General features: G+C 53.3%; 20 protein-coding genes. 16 read left to right on the top strand and 4 right to left on the bottom strand.

Annotation, left to right across the window (positions count from 1 at the left end):
* Window positions 1–12: 12 nt before the first annotated feature.
* The 3 genes from KE531_13510 to KE531_13520 are packed head-to-tail and all read right to left on the bottom strand — an operon-like array spanning window position 13 to window position 2,588.
* Window positions 13–768, bottom strand: a complete 756-nt coding sequence (locus KE531_13510; protein ID MBR9954607.1) for an ABC transporter permease — start codon at window positions 766–768, stop codon at window positions 13–15.
* Window positions 765–1,715 carry an ABC transporter ATP-binding protein gene (locus KE531_13515; GenBank protein MBR9954608.1) on the bottom strand — a complete coding sequence of 317 codons (951 nt, stop codon included), beginning with the start codon at window positions 1,713–1,715 and terminating at the stop codon, window positions 765–767. The genes KE531_13510 and KE531_13515 overlap by 4 nt, the downstream gene beginning before the upstream one ends.
* Before the next feature lie 3 nt (window positions 1,716–1,718).
* Window positions 1,719–2,588 carry an AraC family transcriptional regulator gene (locus KE531_13520; GenBank protein ID MBR9954609.1) on the bottom strand — a complete coding sequence of 290 codons (870 nt, stop codon included), beginning with the start codon at window positions 2,586–2,588 and terminating at the stop codon, window positions 1,719–1,721.
* A gap of 182 nt (window positions 2,589–2,770) precedes the next feature.
* On the opposite strand from KE531_13520, the gene KE531_13525 reads away from it, so the two are divergent.
* Window positions 2,771–3,076, top strand: coding sequence for a hypothetical protein (locus KE531_13525; GenBank protein MBR9954610.1), 306 nt, complete (start codon window positions 2,771–2,773; stop codon window positions 3,074–3,076).
* Between the two features lie 92 nt (window positions 3,077–3,168).
* On the opposite strand, the gene KE531_13530 is transcribed toward KE531_13525, so the two are convergent.
* Complete coding sequence (locus tag KE531_13530; GenBank protein MBR9954611.1) at window positions 3,169–3,513, bottom strand: helix-turn-helix transcriptional regulator; 345 nt, start codon at window positions 3,511–3,513, stop codon at window positions 3,169–3,171.
* A 147-nt stretch (window positions 3,514–3,660) separates the two neighbouring features.
* On the opposite strand from KE531_13530, the gene KE531_13535 reads away from it, so the two are divergent.
* The 15 genes from KE531_13535 (at window position 3,661) to KE531_13605 (ending at window position 20,282) form a co-directional block, all read left to right on the top strand.
* Window positions 3,661–5,067 carry a leucine-rich repeat domain-containing protein gene (locus tag KE531_13535; protein MBR9954612.1) on the top strand — a complete coding sequence of 469 codons (1,407 nt, stop codon included), beginning with the start codon at window positions 3,661–3,663 and terminating at the stop codon, window positions 5,065–5,067.
* A 25-nt stretch (window positions 5,068–5,092) separates the two neighbouring features.
* Window positions 5,093–6,679, top strand: a complete 1,587-nt coding sequence (locus KE531_13540) for a hypothetical protein (protein ID MBR9954613.1) — start codon at window positions 5,093–5,095, stop codon at window positions 6,677–6,679.
* 31 nt (window positions 6,680–6,710) lie between these two features.
* Window positions 6,711–7,856 (top strand): hypothetical protein, encoded by a 1,146-nt coding sequence (locus tag KE531_13545; protein MBR9954614.1) that lies wholly within the window; start codon window positions 6,711–6,713, stop codon window positions 7,854–7,856.
* Window positions 7,857–7,877: 21 nt separating this feature from the next.
* Window positions 7,878–8,435 (top strand): hypothetical protein, encoded by a 558-nt coding sequence (locus KE531_13550; GenBank protein ID MBR9954615.1) that lies wholly within the window; start codon window positions 7,878–7,880, stop codon window positions 8,433–8,435.
* A gap of 14 nt (window positions 8,436–8,449) precedes the next feature.
* On the top strand, window positions 8,450–9,616 hold the full coding sequence (locus tag KE531_13555) for a hypothetical protein (protein MBR9954616.1): 1,167 nt from the start codon (window positions 8,450–8,452) through the stop codon (window positions 9,614–9,616).
* A gap of 406 nt (window positions 9,617–10,022) precedes the next feature.
* Window positions 10,023–11,378: a magnesium transporter gene (gene mgtE, locus KE531_13560; protein ID MBR9954617.1), complete on the top strand. Its 1,356-nt coding sequence runs from the start codon at window positions 10,023–10,025 to the stop codon at window positions 11,376–11,378.
* Between the two features lie 75 nt (window positions 11,379–11,453).
* On the top strand, window positions 11,454–12,914 hold the full coding sequence (locus tag KE531_13565; protein ID MBR9954618.1) for a glutamate--tRNA ligase: 1,461 nt from the start codon (window positions 11,454–11,456) through the stop codon (window positions 12,912–12,914).
* 33 nt (window positions 12,915–12,947) lie between these two features.
* On the top strand, window positions 12,948–14,081 hold the full coding sequence (locus KE531_13570) for a hypothetical protein (protein MBR9954619.1): 1,134 nt from the start codon (window positions 12,948–12,950) through the stop codon (window positions 14,079–14,081).
* A 10-nt stretch (window positions 14,082–14,091) separates the two neighbouring features.
* Complete coding sequence (locus KE531_13575; protein ID MBR9954620.1) at window positions 14,092–15,945, top strand: ATP-dependent helicase; 1,854 nt, start codon at window positions 14,092–14,094, stop codon at window positions 15,943–15,945.
* Between the two features lie 164 nt (window positions 15,946–16,109).
* Entirely contained in the window at window positions 16,110–16,649 is a 540-nt protein-coding gene (locus KE531_13580; GenBank protein MBR9954621.1) for a cob(I)yrinic acid a,c-diamide adenosyltransferase, read from the top strand.
* 100 nt (window positions 16,650–16,749) lie between these two features.
* Window positions 16,750–17,094: a DUF1292 domain-containing protein gene (locus tag KE531_13585; GenBank protein MBR9954622.1), complete on the top strand. Its 345-nt coding sequence runs from the start codon at window positions 16,750–16,752 to the stop codon at window positions 17,092–17,094.
* Between the two features lie 103 nt (window positions 17,095–17,197).
* A complete protein-coding gene (locus KE531_13590) occupies window positions 17,198–17,869 on the top strand; it encodes a transposase (protein MBR9954623.1) in 672 nt (223 codons plus the stop codon).
* Entirely contained in the window at window positions 17,839–18,768 is a 930-nt protein-coding gene (locus tag KE531_13595) for an IS3 family transposase (GenBank protein ID MBR9954624.1), read from the top strand. Before KE531_13590 ends, KE531_13595 begins: the two co-directional genes overlap by 31 nt.
* A gap of 211 nt (window positions 18,769–18,979) precedes the next feature.
* Entirely contained in the window at window positions 18,980–19,324 is a 345-nt protein-coding gene (locus tag KE531_13600) for a helix-turn-helix transcriptional regulator (protein MBR9954625.1), read from the top strand.
* A 175-nt stretch (window positions 19,325–19,499) separates the two neighbouring features.
* Entirely contained in the window at window positions 19,500–20,282 is a 783-nt protein-coding gene (locus tag KE531_13605) for a pseudouridine synthase (protein ID MBR9954626.1), read from the top strand.
* Window positions 20,283–20,285 lie beyond the last annotated feature (3 nt).

Consider the following 20,285-nt stretch of genomic DNA (forward strand, 5'->3'; position numbering starts at 1 on the left):
TCCTGAGAAATATCAGGGCCCGGCCATTTTTTTCAGGCGGGACACGGCCCATAAAAAGGCGGCCCCGCATAAAACGGCAAAGAGAACGAGGACGGAGAGAAGCGCAGACGGCTCTGCGGTGCCGGACAGCATCAGGGAGCGGAGCACGTCGATGACGCGGGTGAAGGGATTCAGCCGAATGAAAAAGCCTGGGATCCCGGCTGCGTCCTCAGCCGGAAACAGGGCGGAGCTCAGGAAAAAAACGGGCAGCACAACGGCATTCATGACGATCTCGTAGACGGCCGCGTCGGGAAGCAGGAGACTGAAGCCGTAGGAAAGGCCGGCAGCAAAAAACGACATCAGAAACAAAAGGAGAAGCACCAGGAAAAATCCGCCTGCGTGAAAGGCCGGCCGTACCGAGAGGAGAAGCCCGGCAATGGCGAGAATCCCGACTTCAAAGAAGGTGCAGAGCACGGCTTCCAAAAGCTGTCCGAGCACAATGGCGCTCCGGCTTACCGGGGAAATCAGGATCCGGTAAAAGCTCCCGTCAGCCCGCATCATGTAATTCATGATCCCGCTGCTGCTGGAGGCAGAAAAGCTCACAAGCATGGCAAGCCCAGGCAGGAGAAAGGCCGTGTAGTCGGAAATTCCGGCGCGCCCCATGATCCGGCCGGCGGCGAGGCCGTAAAGAACCAGCCAGAGAAGGGGCTGAAGGACGGTGATGACAATGGTAAAGGCATTGCAGAACCGCCATTTGATGTTCCGCCTGAGAAGGGGAAACAGGCTCATACGGAAATCCCTCCTTTCGGCTTTGTGAGCATGAAAAAGATATCCTCCAGGCCAGGCTGCACCAGCTCGATGCCATGGAAGGGGATGCGGCTGCCGGACAGAAAGGCAGCCATCATTTCCAGATCGGCCTGCGGGGTTTCGGTGCGGACGGAGATGGAGGCGCCGCATTGGGCCACGTGCCTTTCCGGCAGGCGTGCTTTAAGCAGAGGAAGGCAGGCGGCGGCACCGGCGGGAGAGGGGAAGCGGACGGAAACCGTATCCTGGCGGAGCAGGGAGCGGAGAGATGCGGCAGTTCCCGAGACAAGCTCTTTTCCCTTGTCCATGATGCAGATATGGTCGCTTAAATGATCGGCTTCCTCTAAATAGTGGGTCGTAAGAAAGATAGTCGTCCCCAGGTCAGCGCGTATTTTCTTCAGCATATCCCACATTGCCGCGCGGGAGGGCGGATCCATGCCGGCCGTGGGCTCGTCTAAAAAGAGGAGTTTAGGGCCGGATATCAGGCTGAGGGCGATATCCAGCCGCCTTTTTACGCCGCCGGAGAAGGCGGACACGGGCTTTTTCCTGTATGGAGCCAGGCCGAATTCCGCAGTCAGGCGTTCCATGCGGCCGGCCGCATCGGCTTTTGGGACGCCGTACAGCCGTGCCTGGAAAAGCATGTTCTCTTCCAGTGACATGTGGCTGTCGATGGACGGCTGCTGTGCGGCGCAGGCGATCTGGGCGCGGATTTCCCTTCCGCTGCTTTTTAAATCCTTTCCAAGCATGGTGATGTCCCCGGAATCCGGACGCAGGTATGTTGTCAGGATGCGGATCAGCGTGGATTTCCCGGCCCCGTTCGGCCCGAGCAGGGAAAAGATTTCCCCGCTTTGAACGGAAAGGCTCAGGCCGGAGAGCGCCTGGGTTCCGTTTTTATACTTTTTGTTCACATTTTCTGCCAGTATGGCATCCATGTCTTATGTCATCTCCTTTCCATTTCGGACGGCAAACCACACCTCGGAACGGCCGCAGGGCGGTTCGGGCCTTTCGAGCGGATATATCTCCAGATCCGGCAGGCCTGCGTATTCGTAGCCGGAAAAGGGCAGCCATTCCGTGAAAAAACGCCGGAAAATGTCCTGGACAGCTTCCTTAAACATACCGTCCAGCTCAAAGACAGCCCAGGAGGCCGCAGGGATTTCAACCGCCTCCATGCCCCCAGGCGGATTTTGGCCGGAGGCGGCAGCAATGAGATAAAACGGAGAGCCGGGGCTTTCACAGACGCTTATGCCGAAGAGCCCCTCCGGCCTGCCGGAAGCCAGGCGCCGGACGGCGGAAAGCTGTGTACCTTCTTGTGCCTGTTTCCAGAAGGCGGGGATGATCTGCTGGTTTTCTTTCATGTTTCCGGCCAGGTTCGTGCGGATTCCCACAAAGCGCATGGCGTCCTTTTCTTCTATGTGATAAGCCATGGGACAGCCGCCGGTGATGGTTACGGAAAATTTAAACGGCGGATAGGCGCACAGCGTGCAGCCGGAGCTTCTTGCGGCAGCGGGGCTGATGCCGTGGACACTCTGAAAAGCCCTGTTGAAGGCAGTTGGAGAAGCGTAGCCGTACTTTAAGGCGATGTCCAGCACCCTGGCGTCCGTCCGCTGGAGCTCGAAGGCGGCCTGGGACATCCTGCGCCGGCGGATGTATTCGGATAAGGAAACGCCGGCCGCATAGGAAAACATGCGCTGAAAATAGGACGGGGAGCAGCACGCGGCGCGGGCCGCCTCCTCCCAGGAGATCTCTTTGTCAAGGCTGCGTTCAATGTAGGCCACGGCATTGTTCAGATTTTTAAGCCATTCCATATGATTCCCTCCTCAAAAGCCATCTTAATACATGGAGCATTTTTATTCCTCGCATTTTTTGCGCTCTTTTGTAAACTTTAGCGGAATAAAAAATAAGATGCAAGGGGAAGGGCGCCCTGACCTTGCAAAAGCTGTCGGAATCGGGATAAAATGGAGTCACACCGGAACTGGAAGGAGGTATTATGATGCTTACAGGGGCACAGGTAATGGAAATTTTCCGGGAGTATCTGGAACAGGAATCCTGTATTGAAATCGTCAAGACGAGGTGGGGGTATGTGCGGCTGTTTTATGAGGAACCATACGACAGCAGCTTTGAAGCGGCCCTGTGCAGGACTCCGAAGGAGCTGTTTTCGGAGCTTTTGGAGAACCTGCTGGCCAGTCAGGAGTACCGGCTGGCGACAGAAGAAGGGAAAACGGAAAAGGAGGTGATGAAAGAATTAGAACAAATCCGGGAACGCTACATAGAAAAATGGAAGAAAAAACAATAAGGAAATGACGGCTGTCAGGCGGGCGGAAAAACAGGCTTCGCCTGACGGCCGTTTTTTTAGGTTCAGCATCAGATGGGGCCGTCTAACCGGCATTATTTATTTAAGGAAAACGCCTCAAACAGCTTAAAAATGACATCCTTTGCGATTTCATATTCCTCGGGAGAAAGCCGTTCTAAGCGGGCGGCCAGATCCGACGCCTGGTTCTGTTCCTCGTTTTTCTTGCCGAACAGAATTGCGTCGCTGGAAACCGACAGAACCTGGCAGATTTTCTTTAAGGTTGCAAAGGAAATCCCGACGGTCCCCCTCTCAAACGCAGAGACGCTCTTGGTTCCGAGGCCGATCAGCTCGGAAAAGCGCTCCTGGGTCAGGCCGGCTTTTTCACGTTCTGCTTTGATTCTTGCGCCGATTTCGATGTTGATTTCTTTTTTCTCCTGCAATTTGACTCCACCTCCTAACAGTAGTTTAAGTAATGGTGGTGTTGACTTGAACCCATTATAAGGTGTATAATTTATCGTATTAGTAATGCGAATTATTGGCAAATCATCCACAATACGGAATTTTTGCAGGAAAGGCGGACGAAAAGTATGAGGAAAAGTTGGTTGTATGGCGGAAGAAAGCAAATGGCGGCAGCAGGCCTTGCAGTAATGCTGGCGGCGGGAGCCGTGACGGGCTGTTCCGGCGGAACAGAGGGAACAGCGGCGGAGGCCGGGAACACTTCTTCCGATCAAAAGGCCGGAGAGGAAAAAAGCGGCGGTGCCGCAGAAGCCGGCGAAGAAGAAAGCGAAACAAAGGCAGAGGAAGAAAAGCTCCCGGAATACGTGCCGGTAGATCCGGCATCCGTGGCAGAGAGTGCGGAAGAGGATTTTATTTATGAACTCACGGATACCATTGCCACCATTACCGGCTATCAGGGAAGCGGCGGACAGGTAAAGATCCCGGAGAGCCTTGGCGGTTCGAAGTCGATTGCCATCGGCAAGGATGTGTTTAACGGAAATGAAACGATCACGTATCTGTATATCCCGGAGACGGTGGTTCGCATGGAATCCGGCTCCTTCAGAAACTGCAAGGCGCTTGAGGAGGTCTATGTGGGGGCGAACCTTGCCTCTCTCGATAAGTCGATGTTTAAAAACTGTACGGCGCTCCGCCGGGCGGAGCTTGCAGGTACCATAAGCGGTATTGGCGGGGATATGGACGCCGGGGCATTCATAGACTGCGTCTCCCTCACCGAGGTGGTGTTCGGGGAGAACCTGCAAGGCAGGATTGCCACGGACGCCTTCCGCGGCTGTATGAATCTTGAAACCGTGGATCTTTCCGGCACGCAGATAGGAAACATCGGCCAGTGCGCCTTTGCGGACTGTACGAACCTCAAGACGGTAAAGCTTCCGGAAAACCTGGGGTGGATCGAGAGCAACTCGTTTTTAAACTGCCCGTCCCTGGCGGAGTTTGAGATTGCGGAAGGAAACGGCGTCCTGGAAGAAGAGGCGGGGATCGTCTATACCGTCGATTTTTGCAGCAGCTATTCGCCCAATACGGCCATGTTCGGGCTGGCCGGTGCTCTGGAGGCGGACGTAACCGTGCGTGAGGGGACGGAAATTATTGCAAGCAATGCCTTTGAATATATCCAGACCATAAAAAGCGTAAAAATACCGGACAGCGTAAAGGAGATTGAACGGTTGGCCTTCGGCGCATGCTATGAGCTTGAAAAGGTGGAGTTCGGAAACGGGCTTGAAACCATCGGCCAGAGCGCCTTTAACGGGTGCGAGAGCCTGGAGGAGATTGACCTTCCGGATTCCCTTCAGGAGCTTGGCTCTACGGCCTTCGGATTCTGCAATCTGAAGCGGGTTTCCCTGCCGGACGGCGTGAAATACTACAAGGGAGAGACCACGGAGGATTACATCTTTGCCATGAACAAGGACGCGGTCTTTACATATAAAGGAAAGGAATATACCTACGACCAGGCGGCGGAGTTAGACGCACTTCTTGCTCAGTAGCGCGGCCGAAGGAGGAAAAGGGAAAATGATGAAAAAAAGTGTGATGAAGCTCTGCATGGCTGCGGCAGCTACGGCGGCAGTCCTCTCTCTTTCTGCATGCGGCGGGAAGACGACGGACACCGAGCAGAGGGAGGCAAAGGAAACAGAAAAAAGCGGCGTATCCGAGCTGGCGGCGGCCTTACAGGGGAAGGAAGACGAAGACCCCATGAAGGGTGATAACCAGGCGGTTATTGAAATCGGGACGGCAGAGGAGCTTTCCGAATTCCGCGACCGGGTAAACGCCGGGGAACAGGCGATTGACGCCGTTCTGACGGCTGACATCGACCTCTCTTCGGTCTGCGGCGAGGGCATCGGGAACTGGGTTCCCATCGCATCGGAGGACGGACATTTCGGCGGCTCCTATAACGGCGTCTTTGACGGCGCCGGCCATGTGATCCGCGGGCTTTATATGGAAGGAGAGGGCGCGGACTACGCGGCATTGTTCTTAAAGCTTGGCTATACGGGAATCATAAAGGATCTGGGGATCGAGGACGCCTTTTTGGATTCCAACGATCAGGCGGCGGTTTTAGTGCTTGAAAACGGAGGCATCATCGAAAACTGCTATGCCTCGGAAACATCTGTAAAAGGAAGAGATGCCTACGGCCTGATCGGCACCTGCACGGAGGAAAGCGTTGTGAAAAACTGCTATAACCGGGGAACCGTACAGGGCGAAAACCACGCATGCGGCGTGGTTGGAGACTGTTACGGCGGAGAAATTTCCGGCTGTTACAACGAGGGAGAAGTCCTGGCGGAAGGAAAACAGGGAAGAGCATACGGCGTTGCCCTCGGAATCTCTGACGGTACCATCACGGACTGCTACAACACGGGAACCGTGACGGCAGTCTTTGAGGCGACGGGAGTCATCGGCGGGGTTCGGTCGGACGCCGTCATGACGGGCTGCTACAATACGGGAACCGTGACAAGCGACGGTATTGCGTCCGGCGTTTCGAACGGCGTAGTCGAGGCTGTCATGGACCGCTGTTACAACACGGGAACCATAACCGGAGAAAACATGGCAGTCGGTGTGGCGAGGGTCGAAGGCGATGTGAAGAAAAAGAGCGTGGCCGTCAACTGCTTTAACCGCGGGAGTGTTTCGGCGGGCAGCAATGCCATGGGCATCGACCTGGGCATGAACTGCGTGACCATAAACTGCTATAACCTGGGAACCGTTTCCAGCCAGAACAACGGAATGTCGGGAGCGGCCGGTATTGCAGGGACTGCCGTCACCTATGGGGAATGCGAGCAGAGGATGTATAACTGCTACTCGGCCGGCGCGTTATCGGAGAATGCCGGCGGCTTAAGCTACTGGAAGGACATGGCCGAGATGGAGTCTGTGTTTTATCAGGAGGATACGGCTGTGGGATATTATTTCAGCAGGAAGGGCGGAGAGCAGGACACCACGCATTCCGTCTCGAAGGAGGCGCTCACCGGCGGCGAAGTCCTTGAGAAGTTAAACGCCTTTGCGGAAAGCTTTTCCGGTCTGCCGGAGGACTGTGCGGAAAAATACGGGCTGACCCTGGATTCCTGGAAGGCCGGGCCGGACGGGTATCCGGTTTTTGAATGGGAGAGCTAATTTAGAAACATAGATAAGGAGGAAAAAGATTATGTTTTTTGGGAAACCGAAGATGGATGAGGAAGAAAGGAAGCGCCGGGCGGCGGAAATCGGGGCGTTGATGGACGCCGACAGGACGAAGGAAGCGTACGAAAAGACGCTGGAGCTGGAAAAGCTCGATAAGGACGCCGCCGGTTATTACATGAGTCTCTTCTATTTCCTCGGCGAATGTGTGGGCGAGGATCGGAAAGAGGCGTTAAAGCGGATTGAGAAGTATGTGCGCCGTGTGCCGGATGATTCGGAGGGCTGGCTCCAGTACGGCTATCTTCTCCGCCTGAACGGAAATGAGACGGAGGCGGCGAAGGCCTTTTTAAAGGCATCCGACATGGGGAACTGGAGCGGAACCGCGTCCCTTGCGGGAAGCTATAAGCTTTTGGCCGACGGCTTCCGGAACGAGGCGGCAGGTACCTTAAATGTTAAGGCATACGGCGAGAACAATAACCAGGCCGTTTCCCTGTATATCGCGGCCATGGCGCTCTACGAAAAGACGGCGATAGAAGCGCCGGACGCTTTAGACGATGCGGACTGGCAGAGCTTCGGCCGGGCGGCGGATATGATGTACGCCATGAGCTTAAACGGCGAGGTGAAAAAGATAAACACAAAGGATCCGGATGAGCAGAATTTCCTGAACCTGGGCCTTTCCGTGATGTCCGGCAAAAGGGATACTGCGGCGCAGCAGCTCTGGCGGCTCCAGGCGGCGCGGATTTACGGCCGGATGGAGCAGGCGGGATACGGCGCCATGGCCGAGTATTTCCGGGCGTCCATGTGTCTCGCCGACTGCGGAAAGAAAAACCAGGCCATGTTTGTGAACGCAAAATGGCATATGGATCGGGCGAGGGAGTTAAGCGCCGGGCTTAACGCCGATCAGAAAAAATCTTATCCCGAAGACTTTGCCGATGTGCGGGAGGAGTACGGGAAGATGGAGAAAAAGTACGGGAAAATCATGGAAAACCGCCTGAGGGCCGGTGAGTTCCCGAATCTTTCCGAGGACTATCCCCAGGGACAGGCTCCTGCCGTGGAAGCCTGCAAATCGTTTATGGACTTTGCAAACGGCTTAAGGAACGGGGCGCCGGTGCAGGCGGCGGCCGCAAAGGAGCCGGAAAAGAAGAAAAAGGGCCTGTTCGGGTTCTTCCGGTAAGACAAAGGAGGAAGATAGGAAATGCTGCCTTATGTTTTGACATCAATTGGTATGTTTCTCCGCCAGTGGTACGTGAATGTCATAAGCTCGAAGGACGGAGGCGTGACGCTCTTTACGGTGATCGGCGTTATCCTCACGGTCATTGGCGTGCTCATGACAATCAGCCGCCAGGGCGGAAAGTATGCGGATAAAAAGCGCCTCGGCATCGCCCTGGGTATCCACGGAGCGATCTGGCTTGCCGGCCTTTTGTTCTTCGGCGCCGTGAGCTGGATTTTAAACAAGATCGTCTACCTGATTGCGGCGATCATCGGCCTGGTGATTGCCTACTTCTGGTTCTCATCCTTAAACGAGGGCGGTTCCCCAAAAGAAGTCCGTCAGGATGGAGATGGCAAGAAAGGCATTGACGCGCTCCCCAACCTCATGTATTCCGACGGGAACGTCCGCTGGACGCTTGAGAGGAGAGAGGCCGACTTCGCAATTTACAGAAACGATAACGGCGGTACGATTACCATCCGGAATGCCGACGTGAGCGGCGGACAAATCCTTTCGGATGCGGGACATTTTCAGACATATCGGTGACAGGAGAAAGGAATATGAAAAAGAGAGCATGTGTACTCATGACGTTTCTTGCGGCATCTCTGGCGCTTTCGGCCTGCTCGTCGAGTGCCAGTGACAGCACACAGGGAAACACCAGCACAGAGACGAAAGGAGAAACGGCAGGAGACGGGGAGACCGAGGAAAAGGAAACAGAAGCCACTGAAAAGGAAAAGGCCGGGACGGTCAGCCTGACCATTGAGGAGTCCATCGCAAACCAGATGCGTTTTTCTTCCGTAAGCAATAAGGGGTACTATTCGTTTTACGCGGAAGGCACGACCCTCTATGCGGCGCCCAATGTGGCGAATGACGGCTTCTGGCGGTATGCAAAGCTGGCGGCAGAAGGAACTGCGGGAAGTGAAATCCGGCAGATCCAGCTTGCGCATTACCCGGAGACAGAGCTGATCCTGGATTCGGAAGGGAAGCTGTGGTACGGCGGCGAGTCCTTTTTTGACAGATATAACATCCGGTACTTTGACAGCTTCTATGTGACAAACGCCGGATATGAACAGCTTGTCGCCGGCGTGACGGAGGAAGGGACGGTGGTATATCGCTCGGCCATGAGTATGGACGGCAAGCCGGAAGAAATCGAGGGACTGGAAAATGTCAAATATGTCGATGTCTTCTGGGATGATATTGCGGCAGTCCGGGAGGACGGAACCGTTGTCTTTATTTCCGGCGACGACAGAATCGAGCTGGAGGACTGGAGCGACATTGCCATGGTTTATGTGGACGGGTCGCGGGACGATTATACAGAAATCATCGGACTTAAAAAGGACGGAACCATTACGGCGAAGGCCCTTGTGGGAGAGCCGTCCTATCCGGAGGAGATTCTTTCCTGGACGGATATTGTGCATGTGATCCGGGGAAATGATTATGTGGCCGGGCTGAAATCAGACGGAAGCTTCGTCTATGCCCTGGAGGAAGACGCAAGTGAGTACAGCATAAACCACTGCAAGGAGACGTTTGAGGTCTGGACGAATGTCATCGCGGCAGGAGAAGATGCGGCGATTACGGCAGACCGGGAGGCTTTGGGGGATGCCAGGCTTCTGTCCTTTGGATGGAATTTAAAAAATCCCCCTACGGATCTTACGGAGGCCCTGCTGGGCGAGTATAATGGAGATTATCACTGCAACATCGTGTATGAGCTTCCGGAAATTCCGTAAGGCGCGGGGAAGAGAAAAATGGTTGGAAAGGGGGCTGCTGTCCGTAAAGGGCGCAGTCCCCTTCGGAATTTTGGACGCCTGTTTCCGGTTCCAGCGCCATTTTTCGCAAAAAATGAAAGAACAGGTTGCCATTTGAGTAAAATTTTTTTATAATGTGGTGTAGACCTCAAAGATGAAAGGATGTGAACGCGTAATGGAAGGTCGAAGTCGTAAGACGGAGGCAGATGCCCACCCTGAACCTGCAAAGATACACATAACGGGCACCCATTATGTGTATCGCATTTAAAACAGAATCGCCCCATAGAGGGGAAAAGTGGGAAGTTTAAACGGGCTTTCCCGTTTCACTCTGCCTCCATGCCCAAAAATCAAACAGGAATGGAGGAGATTAACGATGTCCAACGAAGTTATGGAGAGAAACGACCTGGAGAGGCTTCTTATGCTGGCTGACGAAAAAAAGTACCGTCAGCTGAAAGAAGAGCTCCTGGAGTACAATGAGGTGGATATTGCCGCCCTGATTGAGGAGCTGGATTCAGAACGGACCGTCGTCGTGTTCCGGATGCTTCCGAAAGAGGTGGCGACCGATGTCTTCGCGGAGCTGCCGGTGGAGACCCAGACCCATATTATCAACAGCATCACGGATCAGGAGATTTCTGAGATCGTAGAGGATCTGTTCCTCGATGATGCCGTGGATATGATGGAAGAGCTGCCGGCCACAGTGGTGAAGCGTGTCTTAAAAAACACCAGGCCGGAGACAAGGAATTTAATCAACCAGTTTTTAAACTATCCGGAAAACAGCGCCGGAAGTATCATGACGGCCGAGTACATCGGCTTAAAAAAGAACATGACGGTGGAGCAGTCCTTCGCCTACATCCGCAAAAACGGCATTGATTCCGAGACCATCTACACCTGCTATGTGATGGATGAAAAGCGTCGCCTGGAGGGCGTCGTGACGGTCAAGGATCTTTTGATGAACCCTTACGAGACGCGGATCGAGGATATCATGGACGACCACGTCATCCGGGCCGTCACCACTGACGACCAGGAGGAAGCGGCGGAGACACTTGGAAAATACGGGCTTTTGAGCCTTCCCGTCGTGGACAGCGAAGACCGTCTCGTCGGCATCATTACCGTAGACGACGTGATGGAGGTCATCGAGGAGGAGGCCACCGAGGACTTTGAGAAGATGGCGGCCATGCTCCCCAGCGAAAAGCCGTATTTAAAGACGAGCGTGCTCCAGCTTGCAAAAAACAGGATCCCGTGGCTTTTGATCCTGATGATTTCCAGCATGGTGACGGGGCATATCCTGGCAAAATACGAAGCGGCGTTCGCGGTGATCCCGCTTCTTGTGACATTCATCCCGATGCTCATGGATACGGGCGGAAACGCCGGAAGCCAGAGCAGCACCATGATTATCCGCGGTATGGCTGTCGGGGAAATTCATCCGATGGATGTGCTTAAGGTTTTATGGAAGGAAATCCGCGTCGGCGTCCTGGTGGGCGTTGTGCTGGCCTGTTTCAATTTCCTTCAGCTTATGCTTCGGTTCCCAGGCCAGACCATGATCTGTCTGACGGTTGTTTTAAGCATCTTCTGTACGGTCATCATGGCAAAGACCATCGGCTGTCTGCTGCCCATCGGGGCGAAGGTGTGCCGGCTGGATCCGGCGATCATGGCTGCACCGCTGATTACGACGATTGTGGATACACTGAGTTTAATGGTATATTTCACCCTGGCGACCACCCTTTTGGGAATGACGTCCATGTAGCAGACGATTCTTATTATTTATAGAAGAAAAATTACCGGCCAGGCGCCGGAGAAACAGAGAGGCAGGAATTACAGTATGGGAAAAGTTAGGACGAGATTTGCGCCGAGTCCCACCGGCAGGATGCATGTGGGAAATTTGAGGACGGCATTGTATGCGTACCTGATCGCAAAGCATGAGGGGGGCGATTTCCTTCTTCGCATCGAGGATACGGATCAGGAGCGCCAGCTTGAGGGCGCCGAGGAGATCATTTACAGAACTCTTGCAAAGACCGGACTGATCCATGACGAAGGCCCCGACAAGGACGGCGGCGTGGGCCCCTATGTCCAGAGCGAACGCCACAAAGCCGGTATTTATATGGAGTACGCCAAGATGCTGGTGGAAAAGGGCGAGGCCTATTACTGCTTCTGTACCCAGGAGCGCCTGGATTCCTTAAAGAAGACCGTAAACGGTGAGGAGATCATGGTTTATGACAAGCACTGCCTTGGGCTTTCCAAGGAAGAGGTGGAGGCCAACTTAAAGGCCGGCATGCCCTTTGTCATCCGCCAGAACAACCCGAAGGAGGGGACGACTACGTTCCACGACGACATCTACGGCGACATCACCGTGGACAACGCGGAGCTGGACGACATGGTGCTCATTAAGTCCGACGGCTATCCCACCTACAACTTTGCAAACGTCGTGGACGATCACCTGATGGGAATTACCCATGTGGTTCGCGGAAACGAGTACCTGTCTTCCTCGCCCAAGTACAACAGGCTTTACGATGCCTTCGGCTGGGAGGTTCCGGTTTACGTCCACTGCCCGCTCATTACCAACGAGGAACATAAAAAGCTCAGCAAGAGAAGCGGCCATTCCTCCTACGAGGATCTTCTGGATCAGGGCTTTATTTCCGAGGCCATTGTCAACTACGTGGCGCTTCTCGGCTGGTCGCCGGAGGACAACCGGGAAATCTTCTCCCTGGAGGAGCTGGTAAAGGAGTTTGACTACCATCACATGAGCAAGTCCCCGGCTGTCTTTGACATGACGAAGCTTCGCTGGATGAACAGCGAGTACATGAAGGCCATGGACTTTGACAAGTTCTATGAGATGGCAGAGCCGTATCTGAAAAAGGTCATCACGAAGCCCATGGATCTTAAGAAGATTGCGGCCATGGTGAAGACGAGAATCGAGGTATTCCCGGATATCGAGGGGCAGATTGACTTCTTTGAGACGCTGCCGGAATACGATACGGAGATGTATAACCACAAGAAGATGAAATCCACGAAGGAGACGTCCCTTAAAGTATTAAAGGATGTGCTCCCGATCTTAGAGGCACAGGAGGACTTCTCCAACGATGCCCTTTACGCGGCGCTGTCGGCATATGTGACGGCAGAAGGCGTAAAGACCGGTTTCGTCATGTGGCCGATCCGCACGGCGGTTTCCGGAAAGCAGATGACGCCGGCCGGCGCCACGGAGATCATGGAAGTGATTGGAAAGGAAGAATCCCTGGCACGGATCCATAAGGGGATTGCACTTTTGGAGGCGGCCCTGGCATAGGGCTGCCTTTCGGCAAAAAGGGGGAACATACAAATGAAAAAAAGGGTTTATGTGACAGCGGCAGCAGCTATTCTTACGGCACTGTGGTGCCAGACGGCTTTTGCGGGACAGTGGGTTGAAGATCCGTCCCGGCCGGCCAACGAAAACGGCAGGACGAACTGGTGGTACCAGAGGGACGACGGCACGTATCCGGCCGGCGGCTGGGAATGGCTGGACGGAAACGGAGATGGGACGGCAGAAAGCTACCGCTTCGATGAAAACGGCTGGATGTATGCATCTACGACGGTGGATGGCTATGCCGTCAACGAAAACGGCGCCTGGGTGGAAAACGGGGCGGTCATGACGAAGCAGGTTTCCGGACAGGCCGCAGACACGAAACAGGCGGCCGGATGGCACGACGACGAATACGGCCGGAGATATTCGGATTCCAAAGGAAACTATGTGACCGGCTGGAAGCGGATTGACGGCAAGAGATACTATTTCTTTGAGGACGGATACATGGCGTCCGGCCTTCAGTCCGTGGACGGCGGCGAATACTATTTCTATTCGGACGGCGAGCTGGCGGAGAAGACGGTTTATTCGGAGTCGGACGGCGTTTACTATGTGATCGACAAGGAAGAGCATTATGTGATTGACGTGGTGGACGAGGAAGACTGGCCGGAATACCGCAGAGAGGCAGACCGGGAATATGTGGAAATCTCGGATATCTCGGATGAGGAGAAGAACGATGTGAGCGGGATCCGCTACCCGGATCAGGAGAGCGCGCTGGAATCGGGTATCAACCACGACCTTGCCATGGAATGCTTTGACCTGATTAACGAGGAACGGATTAAGCGCGGCATCGAACCGCTGGAGTACAGGGATGAGATCCAGGAGGCTGTGGATATCCGCGCCGAGGAGATTGTGGAGAAGTTCTCCCACACGAGGCCGGACGGCTCCTCCTGCTTTACGGTCTTTGACGAAGTGGGCGTCGATGGACGCGCCATGGGTGAAAATATTGCCGCTGGCCAGAGGACACCGGCAGCAGCCGTGAATAGCTGGATGAATTCCTCGGGACACAAGGCAAATATCTTAAATGAGCAGTTTACGGAGGGCGCCATCGGATGCTATTACGATCCGGACAGCTCATACGGATATCACTGGGTACAGCTTTTCAACCGTTCATAAAAGGAATACAATGAATTTCAACAAGGAACAGGAGACGGCGGTTTCCCATAAGGACGGCCCCATGATGGTTCTGGCCGGGCCGGGTTCGGGAAAAACCACCGTCATCACACACAGGATCATGAGACTGCTGGAGCAGGGCGTAAGCCCCTCCGGCATTCTTGTCATTACGTTTACAAAAGCGGCGGCCGTGGAGATGAAGGAGAGGTTCCTTTCCCTCGCTTCCGGGGCCGCCATGAAAAAAGAGGAAAGTGGAAGGGTGAGCTTTGGAACCTTCCACTCTGTTTTTTATCAGATTCTCCGGCTGGCTTACGGCTTTCCCGCCGGGAGCGTGATCGGCGAGGAGGAAAAGCGCGGCTTTTTTAAGGAATTCCTGGCAAAGTCCAGCCTGGAGGTGGAGGACGAGGGCGAGTTTATAAGCTCTGTCATCAGTGAAATCAGCCATGTGAAGGAGGAGCGGCTGGATCTGCGCTATTATTACTCCCAGAACTGCCCGGAAGAGTGGTTCAAAAAGCTGTACCGGGGCTACGAGGAGATGCTGCACCGGACGGGAAAGCTGGATTTTGACGACATGCTCGTCATGTGCTATGACCTGTTTTCAAAGCGGAAGGACATCCTTGCGGCGTGGCAGAGAAAGTACCGCTACATCCTGGTGGACGAGTTCCAGGATATCAACCGGCTCCAGTACGAGATTGTGCGGATGCTGGCGCTGCCGGAAAACAACCTGTTTATCGTCGGCGACGACGACCAGTCCATCTACCGCTTCCGCGGGGCGAAGCCGGAGATCATGCTGGGCTTTGAAAAGGACTATCCGGATGCGGCCCGGGTGCTGCTTTCCTATAATTACAGGTCGACAAGAGAGATTGTTTCGGCGTCCCTGCGTCTTATCGGCCATAATAAAGTCCGGTTCCCCAAGGAGCTTAAGCCGTCCCACGGCGCCGGGCGGCCGGCAGATCTTCGCATCTATGAAAATCCTGTCCGGGAGATGGAGGCGGCCGCCAGAGAGCTCAGACTTTACAGGCAGGCGGGCTATGCCTATGAAGACATGGCTGTTTTGTTCCGCACCGGCCTTTCCATGGGGCTTTTGGCGGAAAAGCTCATGGAATACAACGTGCCGTTCCAGATGCGGGATGTGGTTCCAAGCCTTTACAGCCACTGGATTGCAAAAGACTTTTTTGCCTATCTTTCCATCGGCGCCGGGAGCAGGAAGCGGAGTGATTTTTTCCGCATCATGAACCGGCCCAACCGGTATTTCAGCCGCGATGCCTTTGAAAGCCCGGAGGTTTCTTTGGATGCCGTCCGCTCCTTTTATCAGGACAGGGAATGGATGGAGGATCGGATTGAGGATTTTGACGCAGATTTAAGAACCATCGGCCGCTTAAAGCCGTCGGCGGCAATCCAGTACATACGAAAGACCGTCGGATACGACGAATACCTGAAAAGCTATGCGGATTTCAGGCGCATGGACGTAACGGAACTCACCGCCGTGGCCGACCAGCTTTCGGAGAGCGCCGAGGGATTTCAGACGGCTGCCGAATGGATGGAACATGCGAGGGCCTACGAGGAAGAATTAAAGCGCCAGAGCGGAGCAAGGGAACAGGCGGCCAAGGAGGGCGTCACCCTGTCCACGATGCACAGCGCCAAGGGGCTTGAGTACCGGGTGGTGTTCGTGGCCGACGCCAATGAGGGGATCGTCCCCCACCACAAGGCCTCCCTGCCAGCAGATATCGAGGAGGAGCGGCGGCTCTTTTATGTGGCTTTGACGCGGGCGAAGGAGCGGCTCCACATTTTGGCAGTCAGGGAGCGGTACCACCGGGCGCAGGAGGTGTCGCGGTTCGTGGGTGAGTGCCTTGGCGGGAAGATGTGATATTTGCGGGGACGGGCAGCCTGGCGGGAAGATGTGACGTTTGTGGGGCGAATGGCCTGGCGGGAAGTCATGGCGTTTGTGGGGGGAATGCCCTGGCAGGAGGCTGTGACATTGCGGGCGAATGCCCTGGCGGAAAGCCGTGACAGGAGAAAAGGAGACATTTTATGGAAAAAAGGAACGAGCAGGCGCGCGGCCTGATTCACATCTACTGCGGAGACGGAAAGGGAAAGACGAGCGCCGCCGTGGGCCTTGCGGTGAGGGCTGCCGGGCGCGGGAAGCAGGTGGTGATCGCCAGATTTTTAAAGACCGAGGACTCCGGTGAGGTGGCCGTTCTGCGGCAGATCCCGAGAATCCATGTGATCCCGTGCAGGAAAAGCTTTGGCTTCGTATTTTCCATGAATGAGGCGGAAAAGCGGGAAGCGGCGGCCTATAACAGGGAGCTTTTCTGTGAGGCCGTGCGCCTTTCGGAGGACGCAGGGCTTTTGATCCTTGATGAGATTATGGCGGCTGTCCGTTACGGCATGGTTTTGGAGGAAGAACTTCTTTCCTTTTTAGAGAAAAAGCCGGAGGGGCTTGAAGTAGTGCTCACGGGGCGGGATCCGTCGGAAACGCTTCTTGCGGCGGCCGACTATGTGTCGGAGATTTGCAAGGTGCGCCACCCCTTCGATGCGGGAATCCCTGCAAGGCCGGGAATTGAGTATTGATTTTTCGCGTGTTTATTGATATGCTAGAACAAAGCAGGCAGAAGCTGCCTGGGCGGCCCGGCTTTTTAGAGGCGGGATACTATTTAAGAGAGGATTTTGTATGGAAAACGAGAAGAAAAACGGCGGCCTGGGAAATCAGGCAGAAGAGAATGCCGAGGAAATGACGGTCACTCTGACCCTGGAGGACGGAACCGAGCTGGAATGCGTCGTCCTTACGATTTTTGAAGCAGGCGACCGGGAGTACATCGCCCTTCTCCCGTTAGACGGAAGAGAAGCCGAGGACGGCGAAGTGTACTTGTACCGCTACGTGGAGGACGCTGAGGGAAATCCCGATTTGGAGAACATCGTGAGCGACGAGGAGTACGAGATCGTGGCTGATGCCTTTGACGAGCTTCTGGATACGGAGGAGTACGACGAGCTGGTGAGCGAGGACGAACTGGATTAAATAAGGAAGAAATCCCCTGGACGGCATATCACAGAGTGATATGCTCCCTTCTAGGTAGACAGTTGAAATAATAAAACTGTTTATCAAGGAGGGAGCATTTCTTATGCGTAAATATTCTGCTGAAGATAAATTACGAATGGTAAAGCTTATTTTGGAAGCTAAACATAGTATTACATCTGTATCAACAGGCGAAGGAATTCATCCTACTACTTTAGAAGAATGGATTCGTAATTATCAGTCTATGGGTTCAGAAACCTTTTACAACAAAGGATGGACCAAAAGAACTTCTGCCGAGAAAGAGATTGCCGTACAAGAGTATCTTTCTGGTCTTGGTTCACTACGTGATATTTGTAAAAAATATAAAATTTCCAGTACTCGTACACTCAGGCAATGGATTGCGCTGTATAATGGTCATAAGGAACTGAAGGCTTCCAGAACAGGAGGATGTAGTCTTATGACCAAAGGAAGAAAAACAACGTTTGAAGAAAGAGTGGAAATTGCATCCTACTGCATTTCCCATGGCCATAACTATGCTGAAACATCAGAAAACTTTAAGGTGTCCTATCAGCAGGCACGAAATTACACTATCAAATACGAAACAGGCGGAGTTCCTGCATTACAGGATAACCGCGGCAAAAGAAAATCGGAAGATTCTCTTACAGAGGTGGAAAAGCTTCAAGCGGAGTTGAAACTGGAAAAAGCCAAACGGCAACGTGCAGAAATGGAGTTATCATTCTTAAAAAAATTAGAGGAAATCGAAAGGAGGCGGGGCTGAGCCTGATCCGCCACGAGCATATCTATCAGGCTGTCAAAGAAGAACAGAAAGAACACGATTATCCGATACAGGAGCTTTGTAAGATTGGCGGTGTTTCAAGGGCGGCTTATTACAAATGGCTGAACCATGAAATGTCAGAGAATGAACAGGAAAACCGAAAAATTGCGGAACTGATAGAAAAAATCCACATAGAATCACCTGATAAGGGTTATCGCAGAATCCGTGATGAGTTGGAGCGTTACCATGACATTGATGTAAATGATAAACGTGTTTTGCGCATCTGCCGGAAACTTGGTATCAAATCCACCATTAAATATGCAAACGATAGCTGTACAAGACAGGCTGCAAATCCACAGTACATAGCCGAAAATATCCTGAATCGTGAATTTACGGCAGAAGCTCCGAATGAAAAGTGGTTGACCGATGTAACGGAATTTCATTACTATATCGGAAATGAAAAGCACAAGGTATATTTAAGTGCAATTCTTGACCTGTATGACCGAAGAATCGTATCCTACCGTATTGGAGACAGTAATAGTAATGCATTAGTGTTTGATACCTTTGATGATGCAGTCAAAGATAATCCTGATGCACATCCAATGTTTCACAGTGACAGAGGCTTTCAATACACCAATAGAGCCTTTCATGCAAAACTTGAAGCAGCAGGGATGATGCAGAGCATGTCCAGAGTAGCAAAGTGTATCGATAATGGACCAATGGAAGGATTCTGGGGAATTCTAAAACGGGAGCGTTATTATGGTAAACGATTTATGGACAGAGAATCACTGGTGGTCATGATAGAGAAATATATCAATTACTATAACAACAGACGTTTGCAGAGGAAGCTTGGTATAGTAACACCAATGGAGAAACACGAAAAATATTTACAGGCAGCGTAAAAATCTGCCAGCAGGTGATACCTACTGGCAGAAAAAAATTATATTTTTTTGATTGTCTACTTGACGGGAAGCAGTTCAGAGTGGCTGTGCAGGGGATTTTTTATGATTGCCAAACTTGCATATTAGAAAAGTGAATAGGCGTTTCGATTATTTCACATCCTGATATCTGGTTGATAAACTAGGACAAAATATCAGGAAAGGGATGATCGAAATGTCTCAGACAGGGAATAACATTGGAAAATATGTGCAGAGGGAGAGGAAGAAAAAAGGGATTACACAGGAACAGCTTGCAGAGTACACGGGGATTTCGTGGAGTGCCATCAGCCGTTTTGAGACAGGGCAGAGCATGTTAAGCGTGGAGCGGATTTTAAAAATTGCTGCGGTGCTGGACATCGGAATCGAATCCATTTTCTGCGACTATGTGAAGACGATGCCCGACTTGAGCGACGAGACGACGCAGGAGATTTTTAAGCTTCTCAGCATCTGCGGGGAACACGAGAAGCGGTACCTGCTGGAAAACTTAAAGCTTGTGATGGAACATCTCCACAACGCCTGAGAGGCAGGCGGCGCCTTCCGCATTTTCCGGCCGGAAATCCGGTTGACTTTCCGGCAGCAAGACACTATAATAAGTAAGAAGTTCCGCGCCAAAAGGCCGCGGAAGACAAAGGATACAAAGACGCCAGGGCGGTGTTGGGGGCTCTCAGCACCGCCCGTTTTTTGAAAAGCGGGCCATGTCCCGGAAAGGAATCGGAATTTTGGAAGAAACAGTTCGTCTGAATAAATACTTAAGCGACGCTGGAGTCTGCTCCAGAAGGGAGGCAGACAGGCTCATCGAGGCCGGGAAGGTGCTTGTGGACGGCGCTGTGGCAGAAATGGGCATGCGAGTGCGCCCGTCCCAGAAGATTGTCTGCGACGGAAAAGCCGTGAAGGGAAAGGACAGGCCGGTTTTCCTTGCAGTCAATAAGCCGAAGGGGATTGTCTGCACCACCTCCGACAAAGACCGCGCCGAAAACATCATCGAGTTTTTAAAGTATCCCGTCAGGGTCTACCCGGTGGGGCGCCTGGACAAGGACTCGGAGGGGCTTCTTCTCCTCACGAACCAGGGGGATATTGTAAATAAGATCCTGCGCGCCGGGAATGCCCATGAAAAGGAATACGCCGTGGCCGTGAACCGGCCGGTGACGGAAGAATTTCTAAAGAAGATGCAGGAGGGCGTCTGGCTTGACGACCTGGCCGTTTTAACGAAGCCCTGCCGCGCATGGAAGACTGGCCCCCACACGTTTCACATCGTTTTGACCCAGGGCTTAAACCGCCAGATCCGGCGCATGTGCCGCGCCCTGGATTTCCATGTGATGAATTTAAAGCGTGTGCGGATTATGGACATCAAACTGGGAAACCTAAAGAGAGGGGAGTACCGGGAGCTGACAAAGGAAGAGCTTTCCGGGCTTATGGAGGCGGTGAAGGACTCCACGAACCTTCCCATGAAAGAGGCAGGAACTAGAACGGCAAAGTAAGGA

The sequence above is a fragment of the Eubacteriaceae bacterium Marseille-Q4139 genome (assembly GCA_018223415.1).
In the GTDB taxonomy this organism is placed as follows: Bacteria; Bacillota; Clostridia; order Lachnospirales; family Lachnospiraceae; genus CABSIM01.

Coding starts and splice junctions, on each gene's coding strand:
- KE531_13510 (MBR9954607.1), bottom strand. CDS start 768: ATGAGCCTGTTTCCCCTTCTCAGGCGGAACATCAAATGGCGGTTCTGC.
- KE531_13515 (MBR9954608.1), bottom strand. CDS start 1,715: ATGGATGCCATACTGGCAGAAAATGTGAACAAAAAGTATAAAAACGGA.
- KE531_13520 (MBR9954609.1), bottom strand. CDS start 2,588: ATGGAATGGCTTAAAAATCTGAACAATGCCGTGGCCTACATTGAACGC.
- KE531_13525 (MBR9954610.1), top strand. CDS start 2,771: ATGATGCTTACAGGGGCACAGGTAATGGAAATTTTCCGGGAGTATCTG.
- KE531_13535 (MBR9954612.1), top strand. CDS start 3,661: ATGAGGAAAAGTTGGTTGTATGGCGGAAGAAAGCAAATGGCGGCAGCA.
- KE531_13540 (MBR9954613.1), top strand. CDS start 5,093: ATGATGAAAAAAAGTGTGATGAAGCTCTGCATGGCTGCGGCAGCTACG.
- KE531_13545 (MBR9954614.1), top strand. CDS start 6,711: ATGTTTTTTGGGAAACCGAAGATGGATGAGGAAGAAAGGAAGCGCCGG.
- KE531_13550 (MBR9954615.1), top strand. CDS start 7,878: ATGCTGCCTTATGTTTTGACATCAATTGGTATGTTTCTCCGCCAGTGG.
- KE531_13555 (MBR9954616.1), top strand. CDS start 8,450: ATGAAAAAGAGAGCATGTGTACTCATGACGTTTCTTGCGGCATCTCTG.
- mgtE (MBR9954617.1), top strand. CDS start 10,023: ATGGAGAGAAACGACCTGGAGAGGCTTCTTATGCTGGCTGACGAAAAA.
- KE531_13565 (MBR9954618.1), top strand. CDS start 11,454: ATGGGAAAAGTTAGGACGAGATTTGCGCCGAGTCCCACCGGCAGGATG.
- KE531_13570 (MBR9954619.1), top strand. CDS start 12,948: ATGAAAAAAAGGGTTTATGTGACAGCGGCAGCAGCTATTCTTACGGCA.
- KE531_13575 (MBR9954620.1), top strand. CDS start 14,092: ATGAATTTCAACAAGGAACAGGAGACGGCGGTTTCCCATAAGGACGGC.
- KE531_13580 (MBR9954621.1), top strand. CDS start 16,110: ATGGAAAAAAGGAACGAGCAGGCGCGCGGCCTGATTCACATCTACTGC.
- KE531_13585 (MBR9954622.1), top strand. CDS start 16,750: ATGGAAAACGAGAAGAAAAACGGCGGCCTGGGAAATCAGGCAGAAGAG.
- KE531_13590 (MBR9954623.1), top strand. CDS start 17,198: ATGCGTAAATATTCTGCTGAAGATAAATTACGAATGGTAAAGCTTATT.
- KE531_13600 (MBR9954625.1), top strand. CDS start 18,980: ATGTCTCAGACAGGGAATAACATTGGAAAATATGTGCAGAGGGAGAGG.
- KE531_13605 (MBR9954626.1), top strand. CDS start 19,500: ATGTCCCGGAAAGGAATCGGAATTTTGGAAGAAACAGTTCGTCTGAAT.